Origin of the sequence: Desulfitobacterium sp. THU1 (assembly GCF_038181555.1) — a bacterium.
Taxonomy (GTDB): Bacteria; Bacillota; Desulfitobacteriia; order Desulfitobacteriales; family Desulfitobacteriaceae; genus Desulfitobacterium.
Map to the genome: position 1 here is coordinate 1 of NZ_JBBWUA010000022.1, position 21,249 is coordinate 21,249.

The window sequence follows — 21,249 nt, forward strand, 5'->3', positions numbered from 1 at the left end:
CCGGGGCAGATGGAACAGTCGGACCGACAGGATCGACGGGGGCTACAGGAGCTACAGGTGCAGATGGAGCAATTGGACCGACAGGAACGACGGGAGCCACAGGGGCCACCGGTGCAGACGGAGCAATTGGACCGACAGGAGTGACGGGAGCCACAGGGGCTACCGGGGCAGACGGGGCAATTGGACCGACAGGAACGACGGGAGCCACAGGGACTACCGGGGCAGACGGAGCAATCGGACCGACAGGAGCGACGGGGGCTACAGGAGCTACCGGGGCTACAGGAACGGGTATTGCACAGAGGTATGCGTTTATTGACGCAACAGGCCCTATCGCTGTTTACCCGCCATCAGCCGAAGTAACAGTCGCGAGTGTCACTCAACCTGTTGAGATAGGCCAACGACTCAAAATTGATTACGCTTTTGCCATCGATTTTGTTGTAACTTCTAACTGGTCTTTCGTGTGCGAAGTTCGACTATACAGAGATGCAACGTTGATCAATACTCGGACATTTAATAGAATTGGTCAAACTGCGGGCAATCAAAGATTTCCAATGTCAAGCACGTATACCGATGTAGTTCCTGCAACGAGTGCAAGCTCAACCTACAGTATAAGAGTTCTTGTAACAACGGCAACAAGCATCACTTCAGCAGCTACTGGAACTAGTATCACCGAGAATATCATCACATTTACACCTTAAACCTTAGCTGGGAGAACAGAACCGCGAGAGAATTGTGGTTCTGTTCTCTATTTTGGGAGTTTAGCCGACTATCAAAATCAAAATATCAAAATCCTACAATCTAGGATATAATTACCCTAATAAGAAAAAATACTACTGATACGATTTGATTTAGCAAAGAAACGGGGAAGATATTTTTGGGCAGTCTAGGAACCTCGATTATGATCGTGCTCATTCTCATTATGGCTAACGGTTTATTTGCCATGACAGAGATCGCCATTGTGACATCTAAAAAGAATAGGTTGGTAAGTGCCAAGGAAAAAGGAGATTCCCGGGCAGCCTATGCGTTAAAGCTGACGGAAGACCCGAATCAGTTGCTTTCAACCATTCAGATCGGTATTACCCTCATTGGGGTAATTACCGGGGCCTATGGTGGTGCAACTATTGCTGGACAGCTGGCTGAATATGTGGATGATAATGCAATTCTGGCACCGATAAGTTACCAGTTCAGCTTTATCTTAGTGGTTGGCTTATCGACCTATTTATCTCTAATCATCGGTGAACTTGTCCCCAAGCGAATCGGTATGGGCAACCCAGAAAAAGTCGCCTGTAGGGTAGCCAAACCGATGTATTACTTTTCCAAATTTGGACGCCCCCTAATCTGGTTTCTCAGTAAATCCACAGAATTCGTCTTGAAGCTCCTGCGCATTAAGCCCAGTACTGAACCGGATGTGACTGAGGAAGAGATCACCTCGCTTATTGAGCAAGGGGTTTATAGCGGGGTTGTCGAAGAGATTGAACAGGACATGGTGGAACAGATTTTTGACCTGAGCGATAGGCGTTTATCAGATATTCTGACTCCTCGTACCCAGATCGTCTGGATTGATATCGAAGATTCCTTCGTGGATATTATAAGTCAAATGAATTCAAGTCCCCACTCCAAGTTCCCCGTGGGTAAGGACAGCTTAGATGATTTTCAAGGAGTGCTTCATACCAAAGACGTTTTTGCCAAGTTGGTATCTGGGGAGGAATTTGCTATCGCTGACTGCATTAAGGATACACTCATCCACCCTGAGTCTATGAAGGTCTTTCAAGCCTTGAAGACCTTTCAAGAAGCTGGTCGCCACGAAGCTATGGTTATCGATGAATACGGTGGTATTGAGGGCTTTGTAACCCTACACGACATCATGGAAAACATCATCGGGGATATGCCCTTAAGGGAAGAAGAGAGCTACCCGGAAATCATCGAAAAGGACGAGCTTTCTTGGTTGGCCGATGGCTTGGTGGATATCGATACCTTCAGGCGATATTTTGACTTAGAGGATGAAGAAATGCCTTACACTGGAAATTATCATACCTTAGGGGGCTTTATCACCAATGAGATTGGGGATATACCGAAGGTGACGGAGAAGGTCTATGTTGGTAATCTGCGCTTGGAAGTGGTGGATATGGACCATGTGCGCGTCGACAAGGTAATGATTACAAAGGTCAATAAAGAGGAACCGGAATACCAAATCTAAGATTAAAGGATATTGGAAAAAAGAAGGCGAATAAAAAGGAAAACGCTGTAAAAATTGGTGGAGGTTCAACATGAAGAAGGGTTACTCCCCGCAACGTATTCCTTTAACGTCCTTTCTTGTTTTTCTCTCGCTATTTTTTCTATTATTGTGCTTAGCAGGCTGCCAAAGTCAATCGGTTACCTCGGGAGCGCCAATTGGGCAAGCTGACAATACTGTGCCTGCTTCCAAACCAGAGACCAAGCCTGAGTACATCACTAAGAAGGACACCGTTACCCTAATTGCTTTAGGGGATATTCTGATGCATAATACCTTGATCTGGTCAGGTGGACAGCCTGACGGAAATTATGCCTTTGACTTCTTTGGAGAGGTTCGAGATCTGATGGAGGAGGGGGATTATTGCACTACGAATTTAGAGACGGCTTTGGCCGGACCGGAAACAGGCTATACCGGGTATCCTCTTTTTAATAGTCCCGACCCTGTTGCTGATCATCTCAAGGAGTATGGAGTGGATGGAGTAGTGGCAACTAATAACCATCTGCTTGATAGGGGTTACCAAGGGGCCTTAAGGACAGTGAAAGTCCTTGAAGAGGCTGGCTTAGATACTATTGGGATCAAGAAAAGCGCCGAAGATCCCGGATTTCTGATCAAGAATATTCGCGGCGCTCAGGTTGGTTATCTATCCTATACATACGGAACCAATGGCTTAAGCCTCCCTACCGAGCATACTTACTTTGTAAACATGCTGGAAAAAGAGCGCATTCTCCAAGATATTGATGCACTTAGACCCCAAGTTGACCTGTTGATTTTAGTCCTGCATTGGGGAGTGGAATACAGTACAGAGCCTACGGCAGAGCAGAGAAGCCTAGCCCGAGAGTTTCTGGAAGCAGGAGCTGATGCTATCGTGGGTAGCCATCCTCATGTTATCCAGCCCGTTGAGTACTTTACTATTGATGGAAAAAAGAAATTTGTAGCCTATTCCATCGGGAACCTTATTGGAGATCAACGAGGTCAAGAACGCAACAGTGGGGTCATTCTCCAATTAAAGTTTAGTATTGAAAAAGTAATGCAGCCAAGCGTGACGGAATCTGTAACGTCAACCAAGGCAATGAAGAGCGATGCTCGTTTGATTTCACACACTGTAAAGCTTGACGAGGTCAAGCTTATTCCTACCTTCTCCCATAGCTATACCAAAGAAGGCAGGCAACAATTCCGCGTCATCCCCGTGGAAGAAACCATCGAGAAAATCAAGACGAATAAAGAGAAAATCCTCACCGGTGCGAATCTACCGCTTCTGGAAAATGTCTTAAAAACGACCCAGGATCGTCTGAGCCGATTCACGACAAACGAGCTGTAATTTACGATTAGTAAATTTATGATTAATAATTTATCTTAATATACTTATAAACGTTATGTAAAGATTTTGACATTTACGGTTTGCTAGGAAGGAATTTTATTAGTAACCTAGAATATATCTATTTATAGCCTACAACATAGTATAAAAGTATCATGGAGATACTGCTTGTTCTGTAGGACAACTAGGTTTATTATCAGTGATAATTTCAAACTATGGATATGGCCATGAAGGTCTTGCCTGAAGAAATGGGCGGATTTTCATGGTTTTATTTTTGGAAAGGGAGATGATTAATATGCATATGGCAGACGCTCTGATCTCACCGGCAGTAGGGGTGACCATGTGGGCAGCGACCGCAGGTGTCGCGGCTTATTCTATTAAGAAAATCCAAGATGATATGGATGAGAAGAAGATTCCTTTGATGGGAGTGATGGGGGCCTTTGTTTTTGCCGCTCAGATGATTAACTTTACCATACCCGGTACAGGATCCAGCGGTCATCTCGGTGGAGGCTTGTTGCTGGCCATACTTTTGGGTCCTTATGCAGGATTTCTGACCATGGCCGCAGTGTTGACCATACAGGCCTTATTCTTTGCCGATGGAGGGCTTTTGGCCTTAGGGGCGAATATATTTAATCTCGGCTTTTTTACTTGCTTTTTAGTCTATCCCCTTATTTATAAACCGCTGATGGCTAGAGAGTATAGTCCGAAACGGATCTTAGGTGTGGCCCTTTTAGCGGCAGTCATCGGTCTTCAATTGGGTTCCTTTAGCGTTGTCCTTGAGACGCTTTTTTCCGGGAAAACCGAATTGCCGTTTAACACTTTCCTCCTACTCATGCAGCCCATTCATTTGGCGATTGGGATTGTCGAGGGTCTGGTGATAGCGGCAGTAGTTACATTTGTTTGGAAGGAGCGTCCGGAGATTCTTGATAATGCTAGTCGTGGAGAAAGGTTGGGGAGCATCTCTTTGAAGCGAGTTATTACGGTCCTTGCTTTAGCAGCGGTTCTCACCGGTGGAGTATTCTCTTGGTTTGCTTCGTCCAATCCCGATGGGTTGGAATGGTCTATGTATAAAACCTCTGGATTAGAAGAGCTGGAGGCACCGGGAGGGATTCATCAAGTCCTTGCTGATCTTCAAAGTAAAATCGCCTTTCTGCCGGATTATGGCTTCAAAGCCTCTGAGGAAGAAAGCACACCGGCTACTGCCGAAAGCAGCGACGTGTGGCCGGTAGTTGATAGTGGTACTTCCACAGCGGGCATCGTGGGTGCAGGCTTGACTCTCGCATTGGCGGGAATAGTCGGATTTGGTGTAACATCACTCAAAAAAAGGAATTCTAATTCAGCGAGATAGTACCAGTCCAATGAAGCAGTTTAATTGGAAATCGCCTGTGGGCTTTGTGAGGGATAGAGTTTATGGCCAATATGATGGATACGGTTTTTGATATGCGGCTTTTGGATGACTTGTCCGGCAAAGATACGGTCATCCATAGAGTTCACCCTTTAGCAAAGCTGCTCACAACACTTCTCTATATTATTGTGGTTGTATCCTTTGATCGCTTTGAAATCCTAGGCCTTTTGCCCTTGGTTTTCTTTCCGGTGCTCGTGATTTCCTTGGGGGAGCTACCCCTTGCACCCATTATGAAGCGCATGCTCCTGGCTGCCCCCTTCGCTTTGGGAATAGGAATACTCAACCCCTTTTTTGACCAGCAGGTCTTTATGGTTGGCGGAATCACCCTGTCTAGGGGTTGGATCACCTTTATGTCAATTCTCATTAAATGCGTCCTGACAGTAAGTGCAGCCCTTTTACTGATAGCTACCACGGGCATGGATAAACTTGGCTCTGCTTTGCGGTTGCTCAAAATCCCCAAATTGTTTGTCCTTCAGCTCCTCTTAACCTATCGCTATATCTCTGTCTTACTAGAAGAGGTTTCGACGATTTGGAGAGCTTATTCCTTGCGCGCCCCTCAGCAGAAGGGGATCAATCGTAAGGTTTGGGGGCCCCTAATCGGACAACTGTTGCTACGGACCTATGAGAGAGCTCAACGGGTCTATCAATCTATGTGTTTAAGAGGATTTAAAGGGGAGTATAACACGGGGGAGCAGCAGAAACCTGCAGGCAAGGATTTTGTTTATATGTTGAGTTGGGGTGTCTTTTTCATCCTTACGAAAAGTTTCAACATTCCTATGCTGTTAGGTAGTTTATTAAATTAATTTAAGCGATTGCATATAGCCCAAGATATTTCTCCTTGCTCAGGATGACTATGGTTTGCACTATTTGTCATTTTGAAGGAAGAACGACTGGTGGATATTAACAGGAGGGACCTTATGAGTCACCATATGACAGAAGTTAGAGATCTAGAATTTATTTATCCTGATGGGCATAAGGCAATTAAGGGGATGACCTTCACTATTCATCATGGCGAGTCGGTAGGGATTATCGGAGCTAACGGTGCGGGGAAATCTACTTTACTTATGCTACTTATGGGAGTGTTGTTCCCTAGTCGAGGGGAGGTTCGGGTAGGGGAGGTTCTGGTGACGAAAAAAACCCTTCCCATAGTCCGACAACGGATGGGAATGGTATTTCAAAACCCCGATGATCAGTTGTTTATGAATACAGTCTATGAGGATGTGGCCTTTGGACCTCGCAATTATGGACTGGATGAACAGGAGGTGGAGAAACGAGTGCTTCAAGCTCTAGAGATGGTGGGAATTCCTCATCTAAAGGATCGAGCACCCTATAAGTTATCCGGCGGAGAAAAAAGAGCGGCCGCTATAGCCGCTGTGCTTTCCCTGCAACCAGATATCTTAATCATGGATGAGCCCTCATCTGCTCTTGATCCGAAATCTAGGCGAAGACTTATGAAAATGCTCCAAACCTTCGACCATACCAAGATTATTACAAGTCACGATATGGATATGGTCTATGAATTATGTAACAGAATCATAATTATTCATCAGGGAGTCGTTGCCGCCGACGGGCCAACAGCGGAAATCTTGGCCAATGCAAAATTACTAGATGCCTGTGGCTTAGAGATGCCCTTGGCTATGCAGGGATGCCCAGTCTGTGGATTAAATCGTGAAAATGGCTAGCTCTCTAGTAGATGTTGATAGGCAGTTAAAGTCAATTCTCCGACCCTAGCCCAAGAATAATGCTTGTGAATATGCTCTGTTAAAGGCCTTGGCGAGATCGTCAAGGCCTTTTCTAAGGCAGGGGTAAGACTAGTCTCCTCAAAGGGATTCACATATATGGCCATATCTTGAAAATACTCTTTGGACCATCCTTGATTCGTGGTAAGGACCATAGCCCCACAAGCTCCGGCTTCCAAGCTGGATAAGCCCGTAGTTTCAAACCAACTCGGCATAGCATGGATTTTGGCTGCCGCGAAGGCAGAGGCAAGAAGTCTTCCTTGGAGTGTACCCAGGTAGATTACATGTGGATAAGCCTGCACTTCTTCAAAGTATTGGGGTTCATCGATAGGACCGGCTAAAACGAGGGTGAGTCCCAGTTCCTGACAGCACTGGGCAAGCCATTTTTGATTTTTACGGGAGGAGATACGAGCCACCGATAGTACAAATTCCTCGGGGAGCCCCGGACATTGCTCTCGAAAGTAGGTTTCGTCGATGCCAAGGTATTCGGTGGGGAATCCATTAGGGATAACCTTGTAGGGTGTTACCACTTGAAAATCCTTTTGGATTTGCTCCATTTCCAGCTGACTACTCGGAAGGAGTAGATTGCTTTCTCGTAGTAATTGTCCCCGCCAGGGTTGATAGGACTCCCATTGATCGAAGACGAGCGAATGTGTATTGTCTCTTTTTAGGTAATGTTCCATATTCCAATAGATGGGGGAAACTACGAGGGGCTTCTTTTGTTTCTTGGCATTTTCGAAGAACATAGACACGTCTGCTACCGGGGTGGCATTAAATACATGTACCAAGTCATATTCATCAAGTTGGATCCTGGGATTTAGAGATAAAAAGACTTGGATGCCAAGGTTTTTAAGGGCTTGGGCGGTAGCCAAGAGCTGAATGGTATCCCCTGCAGGGTGTTTGCGATAATCTTGACGAGCTTGAAAAAGAACCTTCACATTATTATCCCCTTTGCAAGACTTTCAGCAAGGTCTCTGTTGCGAGATTGTAGCGTTGAGCAAGCTGATCTAGGGTCATATCCAGTAAGTAGTAGATTCCACACCCAGAGACGGGAATACCCAGTCTGCGGAAGAGAGGTTTGAGTTGGGGATATTGCTTAAGAACATCCCCGTATTTCATCAGACTGTTTATGTTAACCATCGTTGCCAGAATCCTTTCTTGCTTGCAACTTCTTTTTGAGTTTGTATGTCGCAGATTTTTGTTTCTAGGTCTTGTAGGACATCTAAGGTTTGTTCGTTTTGGACTCTCAATTTTTTTAGGATATCCAGCATCTCAGGAAGGGAATTGATTTTCTCACCCCAATTTTCAAGATTGCTGGGGAGTGGCGAAGCCGTTTCCTGAAGCTTACTAAGGCAAGATTTTAGATCATCAATTTCAGGAGAGTTATCAGAAGGAATGTCTTGAGCTGATCGTGGCTGCTGTGAGTTGGAGTAATCATTAGTTGGTCCTGATAAGGGATCTATAGGTGGAGCAATAGGTGGAGCAATAGTGGGAGAAGCAGGGGATATTGGTAATCCCAAAAGGTCGGCATATAAGGGTAATTGTTGATCTTGCTGGGACAGCCAATGGGTGTAGGTGGTTATTCCTTCGGACTTCTGTGCAATCTGCAAGGGAGAAAAGCTCCCCGAGAGGGCTCTAACAGGTTTCCAGTCCGAGCCATGGGCCTGCATGAGTATGGCTTGATTGCAATGCACTAAGAGGTTGATTACACCCCGGGACTGAAGGGCCCCAATACCCTGCCATGGTCCCTCAAGGTTGTTAGCGGGTGCGGACTCAATACGCCAGGAGCTTCTAAACCCATTCATCTTATCGAGAATCCCGTGACCGATCTCGATGGCATCACTTCCCGGCTGTTTGGCTGCCCAAAACAAATGGCCCTGATCTTGAGTTGAAAGAATGCCAGTCATGTCTATCACCTCGCGAGGAATAGACAAAACTTCTTGGCGCTTGGACCAGAGATAGAAGCTTCCATTAAACACGCTGGTGAGTAAGATTGATCGACTTCCAGAGAAGGTCATCATCAGTGCATGGAGATTGGAGTTTGAGTCCATCAGCACTTGGTACAGGGGATACCGAGGGTGGACGACTTCCCCCAGTTGAGCGGACTTCCAGGTTTGCCCGTTCCAAAAAAGATGAGTGATGCGCCAAACATCCGGTAGGCTATTATGGGAACTGGCGTAAAAGAGGTGAATCACTTTGCCCATAGGGAAAAGAAGAAGGCGATCGTAACGTTGGCTACGAATATCTAGCTTTCCTAAGGTCATAGTCTGTTGATCCCCTGTGGTCAGGATGATAGAATAACAGAGCTCTCCAGATTCTTTTATGTATGCCAGATGAACCTGATTGGCATCATCCATGATTCCTTGGGCAAGGAGAACGGGTTCCTTCAGCTCAAATAGCAATCGCGGGGCGGTTGAGGACCTTAAGGCTATGCCATCCTTGTACTGGTCCAAGGTAAAGAAAGAGGTTTCATTAAGTAAAAAACTGGGTTTAGGTATGATCGTGAAAGAAGGCAACGTGCTACACCTCCTAAAGTGATTGACTAGGGCTGTCAAAAGACAGCCCTAGTGTTTTGGTCTACTCAAAGATGTTTAGCTGAGATTTACATACATGGTCCGGCCAGGAACTGGACTAGGCAGCTGCGGTGGGAAGAAATCGGTGGGAAATGGAGTGAGATTCGGGTTCAAGAAGTCGATACAAGGTTCTTCGCTTGGGAATTCTTCGCAGAATGGGGGTTCTGGGCAATAGCCAAAGGCATCAATGGCCAGTTGCACGAATCCTGTCAGTTTGGTGATGACAAAAGTACCAACGGTGACAATAAGATCATCTCCGGAGATAATGGCTGGAACCAGAATTTCACTCCGTGTTTCAACTCTCAAGTTGAAATCGAATTCAGGTCGAGTAGGCGGATAATAGATGACGATGTCCTTGAAGATATCCGGCAGACAACCTGGTACAGAGATGAGTTGCCCTGCGCCATTTCTTACGGTTGCGGTGAAGCAAATACGCACGGTGAATTGAGCGCGAGCGAAATTGGGGCGACTGGGAATAGGAGTGATGACAATACTCTCGGGGAGTATGACCCCATTTTGGAAAAGGATGTCGACGAAGGTGAAAGGACCGCCGGTATCAGGCAAGTCGATTGGGAAGTTTGGAAAACACTCTCTTTGTTGGCAACTGAAGAAGACTTTCTCAACGATTATGCATACTCTTTCTTGAGTGGGGTCGTATGGATAGAGGTCGGCCATGAGTTGTTTCCCTCCTTTTTTGTATTTTCGGGGTATTCTATTCAAGTATCGTCTTAAGTGTTACAGGTTAAATAAAGGGGACAGATACCTGTTTTTATTTTTTATAAATAAGATCTTCTCATGAAGAAAGACGATGACTTAAACTTTAATAGGCTTAGTCATCGTCTTCATTTTGCATTTGATCTTCCTTATTGTGAAAAGGTGTCTTACAACGAAGCAAAGATTTGTACGTAGTAGTTCCCCGAGCTATTGCTGACAACACCGACACCGACGTGGGTGTAGCCAGGGTTCAGGATGTTTTTACGGTGTCCATCACTGCTCATGAAAGCAGCCATAGCAAAATCTACAGATCTATTGCGAGCAATATTTTCGCCAGCAGCCCGGTATTGAATGCCAGCAGCTCTTAACATATCATAAGGAGAACCATAGGTTGGTGAGGTGTGGCTAAAGTAACCATTAGTGTTCATATCATTAGCTTTTAACTGAGCGACTTCCGCTAAGCGAAGATCTACCTTCACAGGAGCAAGACCTGCAGCTGCTCTTTCTTTATTGATCTCATTGATCATTGCTTCTTCTTGGGTGCTTACTGTAGTAGTTCCGCTAGTAGGAGGTGTTGCTGGTTGAGTAGGAGTAGTAGGTTGAGCAGGAGAACTGGGTTGAGTTGGGACAGGCTGAGTCGGAGCTGGTTGAGTAGGCGTAGTTGGCGTCGACGGGATAGAGTATTTGTAATTCTTTAAAGAAACGACTTTGTTATACCCTGTTGTAGTGGAATTGCTATTTGCAGGAGCACTAGGAGTTACAGGAGCACTAGGAGTACCAGAAGTACTAGGAGTACCAGAAGTACTAGGAGTACTAGGAGTACTAGTTGTTGCGCCATCTACCAGGGGTGTATAGGAACGTAGTGAGACGATTGAGCCGGCGGAATTACTTGAAGAATAGGTATTGCTTACCTTAATCGCTGCTTGAACAGGAGTGGAAGCAGCGACTGCCAATAAGACGACTAAAGACACACTAAGTGTGAGTTTTTTTGTCTTTCTCATAAAGATCCCTCCAAATCATTTTTGAAATCTCATGCTGAAGATTACTTTTCTTAGAAAATGAATCCAGCCAAAAAAGAATTCTCTTTGCTTTACTTGGCTTGTCCAGTTCAGTACAAATTGAGTATAGCACTCAAGGCCGCAGAAACCCACTAGTATATCTTTCCAACTTTGTTTAGGTATAGGAGTTGTCAGGTTATTTTTGGATGTATCACATCGACTCTGGAGATTTCCCAAAGCAAGCCAAAAAGGGTATAATATATTGATAACTACATAATGAAAAGGATTGCCGTAACATTTAATAATAAAGATGCAAAAATATTTCGGAGAGGTCGTGAGCTGGTGGGCTCCAAAGTCGTCATGAAATATTGTCCGGAATATACTTCTGGAGTCGAAGAGTTTTTAAGAGTTGGATTGCAAGAATTAGGAGGCATGGAAGCTTTTGTTAAGCCTGGTCAGAGAGTCTTCCTTAAAGTTAATTTATTGATGAAAAAACGCCCTGATGAAGCTGTCACTACCCATCCCACGGTGGTGGAGGCTGTTGTCCGCCTAGTACAGGAAGCTGGTGGAATTCCGATTATCGGGGATAGCCCAGGAGGACCCTATACAGTGGGAGCGTTGCAAGGGATTTATGCACGATCTGGACTTAAGGACGTTGCCGAACGCACAGGTGCTGAACTCAATTTTGACGTCGGGCAGGAAGTTGTGACGCATCCCACTGGACAATTAGTCAAAAGCTTAACGGTGACCAAAAGTGTTTATGATGCGGATGTGGTTATTTCTTTGTCTAAATTAAAGACTCACGCTATGATGACCTTTACTGGTGCAGTAAAAAACCTTTTTGGGGTTATACCCGGGCTACTGAAGGCAGAATATCATTTCAAGATGCCTGATGTGAAGCAATTTGCTGAGCTTCTCGTGGATATTGCCACCTGGGTCAAACCGGCTTTAAGTATTATGGATGGAATCGTCGGAATGGAGGGAGATGGTCCCTCTGCCGGACAACCTCGAACTGTAGGCGCTTTACTCATCAGTGAGAATCCCTTCGCTTTAGATGTAGTAGCTACCCACCTCATCGGCCTAAAGCCTGAGCGCGTACCAACCATCGTGGCTGCACGGCAAAGAGGTCTTGCTAGTCGGTTGGAGGAAGTAAGTCTTGTAGGGGATCCATTATCCTTGTGGCGTGTTGAGAGCTTCAAGATCCCTAAATCCATGTCTGTTAACTTTATTGATCGAGTGCCCCTTCCTCAAGGTGCGAGGAAATTTATTCTCAACCAAGTTCGGCCCCAACCGGTATTTAACTTCGACCAATGCGTGGGCTGTGCGGATTGCATTAATAATTGCCCGCCTAAGGCGTTAGTCTTTAATGATAAAAAAAGACCCGAGGTTGATCTCGAGGCCTGTATACGTTGCTTTTGTTGTCAAGAGCTTTGTCCCCGCCAGGCAGTAGAAATTCGTAAGCCAGGACTGGGCAGAAGGTTATTTAAGTAGTAGGGGAACTTAGCCGTTACTCCTCGATGAATTGTTCCTTGCGTGTCCAGCGGTCGCTGTCCCGCAAGCGATATTTTTCCATCATTCGAGCAAAGGCTTCCTCCATGTCAATATTTAAAGAATTGGCCATGGATATAATGATAAAGAGGATGTCGGCCATCTCCAAGGCCAAATCCCCTTCGGGTTCGTTGGGTTTCTTTGGCTTTTCTCCAAAACGATGGTTGACTTCGCGGGCCAATTCTCCCACTTCTTCCGTCAGCCGGAGCATCATGGAAGAGGGTTGCCAATAGCCTTCTTCGAATTGAGAAATCCAGTCATCCACTTGTTTTTGCCAATCTTTAATCTCCATGATGAAAACCCTCCTGTTGTTTTGATGAATTGGAAATATTAATAAAATGTTAATAAGTAAATACCTTTTATTTACACCTATTAAAGTGTAAAATAATTTCTTAGGACATGCAAGGGATTTAAGCCCCTTACGAAGAATTGAATGGGGAGCTAGAAAGCAGAGGAGGTAGACCGTGAGCCAGTTTCTTTCACAACTACAATCATCATTTGATTGGCGGACCATTCTAGATATTGCGGTCGTTACTATTGTACTTTATCAGCTTTTGATGCTGATTAAGGGAACTCGTGCTGTCCAGCTTCTTAAAGGCATTCTTGTCCTACTTATTATTTCGAATATTACTCAGTTTTTCAAGCTATCTACCATTGGTTGGATTCTGGATCAAGTTTGGGCTATGTTATTTGTTGCCTTGCCGGTGGTCTTTCAACCGGAGTTGCGTCGGGCCTTGGAGCAAATCGGACGTGGTAAGTTTTTCACCCGCCATCCACAGACGATTGGTAATGAGGCCATGATTCAAGTTATCGATGAATTGGTCCGGTGTACTCAAGTTCTATCAAAGAACCGCATTGGTGCCCTTATCGTCATCGAGCGTACGACAGGTCTGCAAAATTATGTGGAGACCGGGATCAAAATCGACGGCGTGGTTTCCTCGGAATTTTTACTGAACGTGTTCATTCCGAATACACCGCTCCATGATGGTGCCGTCATTATTCGTAGTGATCGTGTGGCAGCAGCAGGATGCTTTTTGCCCCTTTCCGAGAATAATTCAATCCAGAAAGAACTTGGAACCCGTCACCGAGCTGCCATAGGGCTCACGGAGGTGTCGGATTCAGTGGTCGTTGTCGTCTCAGAAGAGACGGGCGGAATATCGGTATCTATTGATGGGGTTCTTACTCGTTTTCTCGATGAAAAGAGCCTTAAGGAATTATTGTCTAGAGAGCTACAAGTGGATACCACGGCCAAAAGTTATGTGCCATTCTGGAGGTCTTAAGCAATGAAAGAGTTGTTACAACGGAACTTAGGATATAAGTTAATCTCATTGGTCTTAGCCATTCTTTTTTGGCTTTGGGTGACCAGCCAAGGAACGAGTCAGACTTTAGATCGTGACCCAACCCTGACTCTTTCCCTGGTCACTAAGAATACACCGGCTAACTCCGTGATTATGACTAAGCTACCCTCCGTACGTGTCAAGACGGAAGGATATAACCCCAGTATCAATGTCAACGAAATATTCGCTTATGTAGATCTTAGCGGCAGCGAGCCTGGTGAGCATGAGTTTGAGGTGAAGGTTGATCCTATACCGAATATGAAGATTGTCGAGATTACCCCACGAGTGGTCACTTTGCAATTAGATACAGTGGAAGAGAAAATGCTCCCGGTGACCGTCGATCTTACCGATCAACCTGCTCCGAACAATAGAGTAGAAGAACCGATTGTTAAGCCCAGCATGGTCAATGTCAGAGGACCGAGCAGTTTGCTCAATGTTGTAGACAAAGTTCTCGTTGAGCTTAGTGTGGCCGGTGCTAGCGATACTTTTCAGGTGTCGCGACCGCTTCTTTTTCGTGATCAAAATGGATCGGCTATCTTCGGTCCAGATCCTAGTGTGGAAACCATAACCTCCAGCCCATCCAGTGTGGATATTATTGTCCCCATCGTGGCAAAAGAACTGGAAAGCAAAAGAGTTCCCTTAAATGCAACCACCACAGGGACACCGGCTGAAGGAAAAGCAGTACGCTCGGTTCGGGTGATTCCGAATGGGGTTCAAGTATTTGGTGAACCCGAGGCGCTGGATAACTTTAATGTTTTAAACATAGGTCCTGTGAACATCAATGGGATTTCGAGTACGACGACTTATGAGATTTCCTCAGATAAAGTTAGCTTGCCCGACGGTTTGAGTTACGTTTCTCGAACTAGCTTTTCCGTCATTGTCGAAATAGGCAACGCGATCCAAGATAAGACCTTTTATGATCTTCCCATCGCCATGAAAAACCTTCCTCAAGATTTAGTCCTTGAGCAGCCCCTCCCTCCCGTTAGCATTACAGTAAGAGCCTATCCGGAAGTCCTCGAGCCCTTGACCCATGAGCAAATAGCCCTCTGGCTTGATGCGACCGGAAAAGCTACGGGGGAGTATACAGTCAAGCCTTATTGGCAGCTACCCGCGGGCGTCGAAGTAGTTTCTGTGCCGGATATAACCTATACTCTAAAGACGAAGGTGGTTCCGGAGAATCCTGGGAATCCGAATGAGCCGGGTGACCCGAATAAACCCACTACTCCAGATACTAAGCCATCTGTGGAATAAGCCATAGTACTCTTGGGTCTAGAGTTTGCCATATACCCTAAGAAAAGTGGAGGAATACCCCTTGAATCTCATATGGACTAATTTGCGAGTGCCGGTAGAGGAGAATGAGCGTGAGCTCACTCTGTTGGTGGCCCGTAAGCTAAAAGTTCCTCAAATGAGCATCAGCAATCTACAGATTTTGCGTCGTTCAGTCGATGCTCGGAAGAAACCTCAGCTGTTTTTCTCCTATACCCTTCGATTTTCCTTGGAAATTCCGTATAAAGAAATGAACCGTGTTCTGCGGCGGGTGCCGGATCTCAAGCCTGAACCTCAGGGTAAGCCGGTGCCATTATTTCAACCTACAAAAAAGCTGGGTCATCGCCCCATTATTGTGGGTGCTGGCCCTGCCGGATATTTTGCCGCTCTGGCTTTAGGAAAAAAAGGCTATGCTCCCATTGTCTTGGAACGCGGGGATGATGTAGAGACCCGGACCAAGAAAGTAGAGGCTTTCTGGAAGACAGGCCAGCTAGATTGTGAAAGCAATGTTCAATTTGGTGAAGGAGGAGCGGGAACCTTTTCTGACGGCAAATTAACCACCCGCATTGCAGATCCCCGAATCGCGGAAGTATTAGAGGCCTTTGTGGAACAAGGTGCACCACCGGAAATTCTTTTCTTAGCAAAGGCTCATATCGGAACAGATAGATTAAGAGTAGTTACCCAAGGCTTAAGGGAAAAGATCAAAGCCTTAGGAGGAGAAGTTCGTTTTCGCACTCAGTTTACAGGTTTACAACTTCAGAATGGTAGAATTACCGGCGTCCAGATTAATCACTCGGAAGTGATTCCGGCAGAGGCTTTAATTCTGGCAATCGGACACAGCGCTCGGGAAACCTATCGGTTATTACTGAAACAAGGTGTTCATTTAGAGTCAAAGCCTTTTGCTATCGGTCTCCGGGTAGAACATCCTCAGGAGCTGGTCAACCTTTCTCAATATGGAGTAGAGCATCATGATAAGCTAGGTCCGGCTGATTATCAGCTCACATATCAAGACTCATCGACCGGGCGAGGAGCCTATGCATTTTGTATGTGCCCCGGTGGCAAAGTGGTAGCGGCAGCATCGGAAGAAGGTCGGGTCGTGACTAACGGCATGAGTGAATTCCGGCGAGACTCGGGTGTGGCCAATAGTGCTTTGGTGGTGACTGTGGGCAGAGAGGACTTTCGAGGTAATGATCCTTTATCAGGAGTGGAGTTTCAGCAATATTGGGAGCACCAGGCATTCCTGGCAGGGGGTAAAAATTATAACGCTCCGGCCCAAAGTGTCCGGGATTTTTTAGCGAAACGAGTAAGCGGAGAATTTCCTTTGCAATCAAGCTATGCTCCAGGAATCAAGGCTGTGGATTTGCATTCCGTCTTGCCTCAGGAAGTAGGGGATGTTTTGGAACGAGCCCTTCTTGCATTTGATCAAAAGATACATGGTTTTGCAGGAGATATGGGAACCTTGACAGGGATTGAGACACGTACTAGTGCCCCTGTACGCATGACCCGGGATAAGACCGGGGAAGCATTGAAATTCCCAGGACTATTTCCAGCGGGAGAAGGGGCCGGATACGCCGGAGGGATAATGAGTGCTGCAGTGGATGGTATCCGTTGTGCTGAGCAACTAATGGCGCAATATTATCCTGCTGAATAAATATGAAAAAGTGGTACAATAACAATGGTTTGTGTTGAATATTTTTTGAGTCAAGTGAATAACTAGAAAAAATGACTTATTAGCACTCTAGAATCAGATTGGGTAGAGTTTTATAGTCTACTCATTTGGAATAGGATGTTAACGAGAGCTGAGGGTATAGTATGCCCTGAAGATAGAGAGAAGTCTGGAAGGAGAAGATGTCTTGGGTAAACTGTTTGGAACCGATGGGGTACGTGGTATCGCTAACCAAGAGCTCACGCCGAATTTGGCTTTTCGCTTAGGCCAGGCTGGTGCTTATGTTTTGAGCAAAGAACATCCCCACCCTCGCATTGTCATTGGTAAGGATACCCGGATTTCTGGAGATATGTTAGAAGCGGCCCTCATGGCAGGAATTTGCTCTGTGGGAGCTGATGTTTTAAGGGTCAACATTCTACCTACACCAGGAATAGCCTACTTAACTCGCACTTTAGACGCAAGTGCTGGGGTGGTCATCTCAGCATCTCATAATCCGGTTCAAGATAATGGTATTAAATTTTTCTCATCCACCGGCTACAAGCTTCCCGACACCTTGGAAGAAGAAATTGAAGAGTTGGTACTGAATGATAAAAAACCTTGGAGCCTACCCATTGGGGGAGAAGTCGGAAGAGTTATTGAAATCGCCGACGCCGAGCGTCAGTATATAGATTTTCTTAAAGCCACAGTAGGCTCCCTTGAAGGTCTCAAGGTAGTGTATGATGGCTCTAATGGTGCTGCTTATCGGGTGGGTCCCCAGGTGCTTCAGGAGTTAGGAGTAGAGGTTATCCCCCTCGCCGTAAGTCCCGATGGGGTTAATATCAATGCAGGTTGCGGGTCAACACATCCTGAGGTTCTTCAACAAGCTGTCCTTGATCATCAGGCCGATCTTGGACTAGCCAATGATGGTGATGCGGACCGATTGATTGCCGTAGACGAAAAGGGTGAAATCATTGATGGTGATTTCATCATGGTCATCTGCGCCCTTGCTCTAAAGGCCAAAGGAGTGCTGGCAAAAGATTCGATAGTGGTCACGGTCATGAGCAATCTGGGACTGTATATTGCGTTAAAGGATGCGGGTATCAAGATTTATGAGACCCAAGTGGGAGACCGTTATGTGATGGAAGAACTACTGAATACAGGAGCTAAGCTGGGTGGGGAACAATCCGGTCATATTATTTTCCTAGATTACAACACCACCGGTGACGGTCTACTTACAGCCTTGCAACTTATGGCAGTCCTCAAGGAACAAGGCAAACCTATCTCCAAGCTAGCGGCTCAAATGCAACGGCTGCCTCAGGTGCTTATTAATGTTAAAGTCAAGGATAAAAAGAAATCCATGGAGAACCCCTATGTTTTGCAAAAGGTTGAGGAAGTTAAACGTTTTCTTGGAGACCGAGGCCGAGTGCTCGTTCGGCCTTCAGGCACCGAATCATTAGTCCGGGTCATGGTTGAAGGACAGGATCAAGAACAACTTATGAGACTTGCACAATCCGTAGTGGATATTATTAAGCGTGAAGAGCTATAGTAGTAGATAAATATCGATTTTGAATGCAAGGGTAATCTAAGGAAGAAAAATTTTTGGTCAAAATCCGGCCAAAGTAAATATTAACTGTAGCTATTTAAAAAAAATGACGTATAATGTTCATGTACCTCTAACTTTATCTTTGTTGCAAACTTGATAAGCAAAAGTAAGGAGCCTAATGAGCGCAAGAGCGTACATGAACACCTTTAAGGGGAGGGATGCCATGATCGAAGCAAGAGGCGAGAGGCGAGAGGCGAGAGGCGAGAGGCGAGAGGCGAGAGGTCGAATTTCTGCCAGCTTGAGCTTGGCTTAGTCACACTGAGCGTGAGCGGAGTATTTGAATTCTGTATGGTTTGAAAATCTGGCAAGTTAATACAGCGCCTGGACCGTAGTATAGAGTACGGTTGACGAGGAAGAGGGTTATCGAAAGATTCGGCGGATGCCCTCTCGGTGTCTTGGCACCGAAGGCTTATCACAAAACCGTGAAGTAATTTACGGCACAAAGGGTAAGCATCAAGGGACGGGAGTAGTCTATCCATTTGGGCTTCCCTCTGTTCATATGGCCAGAATAGTTCGAACCGCTCAGAAAAGCGGTTTTTTATTTTACATTTTAACTAAAAAATTCACTATAAATGTTTCCTTTGCGTAAGTATGCATGAGAAACATGATTTGAGAGGAGAAAAGAGAAAATATGTGTGGTATCGTTGGATATATTGGTCATCGACCGGCTATTCCCGTCCTTTTGGATGGATTGAAAAAGTTGGAGTATCGTGGGTATGATTCTGCCGGCGTCGCCGTTCTTGATCAGGGGGGCATTAGCACCTGCAAGGCAGTAGGTAGATTAGTCAACTTAGAAGAAAAATTAGGCGCAAATTATTCTCAGACCTGCATGGGCATCGGGCATACTCGGTGGGCAACTCATGGTCGCCCATCAGATATAAATGCTCATCCACATATGGACACAGAAGCTAAATTCGCTGTCGTTCATAACGGCATCATTGAAAACTATCTGGAGTTAAAGGAATGGTTAATCGAGCAAGGACATCAATTCATCTCGGAAACAGACACTGAAGTATTGCCGCACTTAGTGGAACATTACTATCAGGGGGACTTAGTCGTAACCGTTCGTGAAGTACTTAATCATCTGAGAGGGTCCTTCGCCATCCTCGTAATGAGCCGCCAAAACCCGGATATCCTCGTGGCTGCTCGCAAAGATAGCCCCATGGTCGTTGGGTTGGGAGAGAACGAATTTTTTGTGGCTAGTGATATTCCGGCAATTCTCAACTATACTCGTAAAACCTATATCATCGAAGATGGTGAGATGGTTGTCTTGACGAAAGACGGAGTTAAGATCATGGATTTCCAGGGTCAAGCGAAGGAGAAACAGCTCTATGAAGTGAAATGGGACGCCATAGCAGCGGAAAAAGGTGGTTATGAGCACTTTATGCTCAAAGAAATTCATGAACAGCCACGGGCGCTGCGTGATACCCTCATCAGCCGCTTGGAGGACCAAAGGGTGGTCCTTCAAGAAGTGGATCTTACAGCTGAGCAATTAAAGAACTTCAGAAAGATATTTATTGTGGCTTGTGGCACTGCATGGCATGCGGGCTTAGTAGGCAAAACCTTGATTGAACGTTGGGTTCGCCTCCCAGTTGAAGTAGACATTGCTTCAGAATTCCGCTATCGCTCTCCCTTAGTGGATGAGCACACCTTAGTGGTGGTCGTCAGTCAATCTGGGGAAACCGCTGACACCTTAGCTGCTCTGAGGGAAGCAAAACGAAATGGTGCCCGTGTGGTAGCAGTCACCAACGTAGTCGGTAGCTCCGTTTCTCGAGAAGCTCATGATGTCATCTACACTTGGGCTGGTCCTGAGATTGCTGTGGCCTCAACCAAGGCTTATACAACTCAGCTGGAAGGTATGGTTCTTCTTGGGCTTTATCTTGCTCAGATTCGCGGCACCTTGGCCCCCGAGAAAATCAAGGAAGTAATTGGCGCTTTAAGGAAAATTCCTGCTCAAGCCCAAGAGGTATTAGATGAAGCTGAGCATATTAAAGATTTTGCCCAATCCTTCGTGGATGTAGAAGACACCTTCTTCATCGGTCGTAGTCTAGACTGGAATGTGGCTATGGAAGGAGCTCTCAAGCTAAAGGAAATCTCCTATATCCATGCTGAAGCCTATGCCGCCGGCGAACTAAAGCACGGAACTTTAGCTCTGATTACAGATAAGACACCCGTCATCGCCTTGGCAACTCAAATGGATGTCTATGAAAAAACTGTTTCAAACATCATCGAAGTCAGAGCCCGGGAAGCTCGCGTCATTGGCATTACCTTCAAAGGAAATAAAGACCTAGCTAAATCTGTTGACCATGTAATCTATCTACCGGAGACCATCGCCGAGCTGGCCCCGATACTCACGGTAATACCTCTGCAATTGTTGTCTTACTACGTTTCTGTAGCTAGAGGTTGTGACGTAGATAAGCCGAGGAATTTGGCGAAAAGCGTTACTGTTGAATAGGGAAGAGACTAAGATACTAAATGTTGTTTCCCCCCAATAAACCCTTTCCCTCCGACGAAAGCTTTACCGTAAAGAGTAGAAAAGGGAAGAAAAAAATAGAATAGAAGAAAGCCCGAAACCCTTGAAAATAAAGGGGTAGAGAAGGATTAACGAAAGAAAAATCCTGACTCTACCCTTTTTTGCTGATATTTTGTGTAATATGGACGGTAACACTTTATTTCAAACGCTGGAAGCCTTATGTACCAAGGCTTACGGGCTACGGAATAACCTTATTCCATCATCCTTTACCCTAAATCCACGGTAAGATTCTATTCCATTTTCATGTAATCCTCTATCCTTTTTCACGGTATAGCTCTATTCCATGGAAATAGATGGGCACTAAGTAAATCACATGGGTTGAAGGTTGGCGGAGGGAGGG

At 45.7% G+C, this 21,249-nt stretch carries 17 protein-coding genes and 1 pseudogene; 12 read left to right on the forward strand and 6 right to left on the reverse strand.

Translation table 11 applies throughout. The features are described 5' to 3' along the window. The 6 genes and pseudogenes from AAC978_RS13955 to AAC978_RS13980 all read left to right on the forward strand — a co-directional run. A pseudogene (locus AAC978_RS13955) lies at positions 1 to 698 on the forward strand (collagen-like protein); the annotation flags it as partial. A gap of 176 nt (positions 699 to 874) precedes the next feature. Continuing rightward, positions 875 to 2,197: a hemolysin family protein gene (locus AAC978_RS13960; RefSeq protein WP_341548685.1), complete on the forward strand. Its 1,323-nt coding sequence runs from the start codon at positions 875 to 877 to the stop codon at positions 2,195 to 2,197. A gap of 70 nt (positions 2,198 to 2,267) precedes the next feature. Further along, positions 2,268 to 3,551, forward strand: a complete 1,284-nt coding sequence (locus tag AAC978_RS13965) for a CapA family protein (RefSeq protein WP_341548686.1) — start codon at positions 2,268 to 2,270, stop codon at positions 3,549 to 3,551. Between the two features lie 292 nt (positions 3,552 to 3,843). After that, positions 3,844 to 4,896, forward strand: coding sequence for an energy-coupling factor ABC transporter permease (locus AAC978_RS13970; RefSeq protein ID WP_341548732.1), 1,053 nt, complete (start codon positions 3,844 to 3,846; stop codon positions 4,894 to 4,896). A 62-nt stretch (positions 4,897 to 4,958) separates the two neighbouring features. Further along, complete coding sequence (gene cbiQ / locus AAC978_RS13975) at positions 4,959 to 5,756, forward strand: cobalt ECF transporter T component CbiQ (RefSeq protein WP_341548687.1); 798 nt, start codon at positions 4,959 to 4,961, stop codon at positions 5,754 to 5,756. 114 nt (positions 5,757 to 5,870) lie between these two features. After that, entirely contained in the window at positions 5,871 to 6,635 is a 765-nt protein-coding gene (locus tag AAC978_RS13980) for an energy-coupling factor ABC transporter ATP-binding protein (RefSeq protein ID WP_341548688.1), read from the forward strand. Here the strand turns inward: AAC978_RS13980 and AAC978_RS13985 are convergent. The 5 genes from AAC978_RS13985 to AAC978_RS14005 form a co-directional block, all read right to left on the reverse strand. After that, complete coding sequence (locus AAC978_RS13985) at positions 6,632 to 7,630, reverse strand: glycosyltransferase family 4 protein (protein WP_341548689.1); 999 nt, start codon at positions 7,628 to 7,630, stop codon at positions 6,632 to 6,634. The two genes, AAC978_RS13980 and AAC978_RS13985, sit on opposite strands and share 4 nt — an antisense overlap. 4 nt (positions 7,631 to 7,634) lie before the next feature. Further along, positions 7,635 to 7,811, reverse strand: coding sequence for a hypothetical protein (locus tag AAC978_RS13990; protein WP_341548690.1), 177 nt, complete (start codon positions 7,809 to 7,811; stop codon positions 7,635 to 7,637). Between the two features lie 8 nt (positions 7,812 to 7,819). Next, positions 7,820 to 9,208, reverse strand: a complete 1,389-nt coding sequence (locus AAC978_RS13995; RefSeq protein WP_341548691.1) for a hypothetical protein — start codon at positions 9,206 to 9,208, stop codon at positions 7,820 to 7,822. Between the two features lie 75 nt (positions 9,209 to 9,283). Next, positions 9,284 to 9,985 carry a hypothetical protein gene (locus AAC978_RS14000; RefSeq protein ID WP_341548692.1) on the reverse strand — a complete coding sequence of 234 codons (702 nt, stop codon included), beginning with the start codon at positions 9,983 to 9,985 and terminating at the stop codon, positions 9,284 to 9,286. A 161-nt stretch (positions 9,986 to 10,146) separates the two neighbouring features. Next, the gene (locus tag AAC978_RS14005; RefSeq protein ID WP_341548693.1) at positions 10,147 to 10,980 is read right to left on the reverse strand and encodes a CAP domain-containing protein; all 834 of its coding nucleotides are present in this window, start codon (positions 10,978 to 10,980) and stop codon (positions 10,147 to 10,149) included. A 339-nt stretch (positions 10,981 to 11,319) separates the two neighbouring features. Between AAC978_RS14005 and AAC978_RS14010 the strand changes: the two genes are divergently transcribed. Further along, positions 11,320 to 12,468, forward strand: coding sequence for a DUF362 domain-containing protein (locus tag AAC978_RS14010; protein ID WP_341548733.1), 1,149 nt, complete (start codon positions 11,320 to 11,322; stop codon positions 12,466 to 12,468). A 16-nt stretch (positions 12,469 to 12,484) separates the two neighbouring features. On the opposite strand, the gene AAC978_RS14015 is transcribed toward AAC978_RS14010, so the two are convergent. Further along, on the reverse strand, positions 12,485 to 12,817 hold the full coding sequence (locus AAC978_RS14015) for a nucleotide pyrophosphohydrolase (protein ID WP_341548694.1): 333 nt from the start codon (positions 12,815 to 12,817) through the stop codon (positions 12,485 to 12,487). A gap of 172 nt (positions 12,818 to 12,989) precedes the next feature. Between AAC978_RS14015 and cdaA the strand changes: the two genes are divergently transcribed. From cdaA to glmS, 5 genes are all read left to right on the forward strand, one after another. Continuing rightward, on the forward strand, positions 12,990 to 13,805 hold the full coding sequence (cdaA, locus tag AAC978_RS14020; RefSeq protein WP_341548695.1) for a diadenylate cyclase CdaA: 816 nt from the start codon (positions 12,990 to 12,992) through the stop codon (positions 13,803 to 13,805). Between the two features lie 3 nt (positions 13,806 to 13,808). Beyond that, positions 13,809 to 15,113, forward strand: a complete 1,305-nt coding sequence (locus AAC978_RS14025) for a CdaR family protein (RefSeq protein ID WP_341548696.1) — start codon at positions 13,809 to 13,811, stop codon at positions 15,111 to 15,113. A gap of 61 nt (positions 15,114 to 15,174) precedes the next feature. Then, positions 15,175 to 16,779 carry an NAD(P)/FAD-dependent oxidoreductase gene (locus AAC978_RS14030; protein WP_341548697.1) on the forward strand — a complete coding sequence of 535 codons (1,605 nt, stop codon included), beginning with the start codon at positions 15,175 to 15,177 and terminating at the stop codon, positions 16,777 to 16,779. A 202-nt stretch (positions 16,780 to 16,981) separates the two neighbouring features. Then, complete coding sequence (glmM, locus tag AAC978_RS14035; RefSeq protein ID WP_341548698.1) at positions 16,982 to 18,319, forward strand: phosphoglucosamine mutase; 1,338 nt, start codon at positions 16,982 to 16,984, stop codon at positions 18,317 to 18,319. Between the two features lie 688 nt (positions 18,320 to 19,007). Further along, positions 19,008 to 20,831: a glutamine--fructose-6-phosphate transaminase (isomerizing) gene (gene glmS / locus AAC978_RS14040; RefSeq protein WP_341548699.1), complete on the forward strand. Its 1,824-nt coding sequence runs from the start codon at positions 19,008 to 19,010 to the stop codon at positions 20,829 to 20,831. The last annotated feature ends 418 nt before the right edge of the window (positions 20,832 to 21,249 follow it).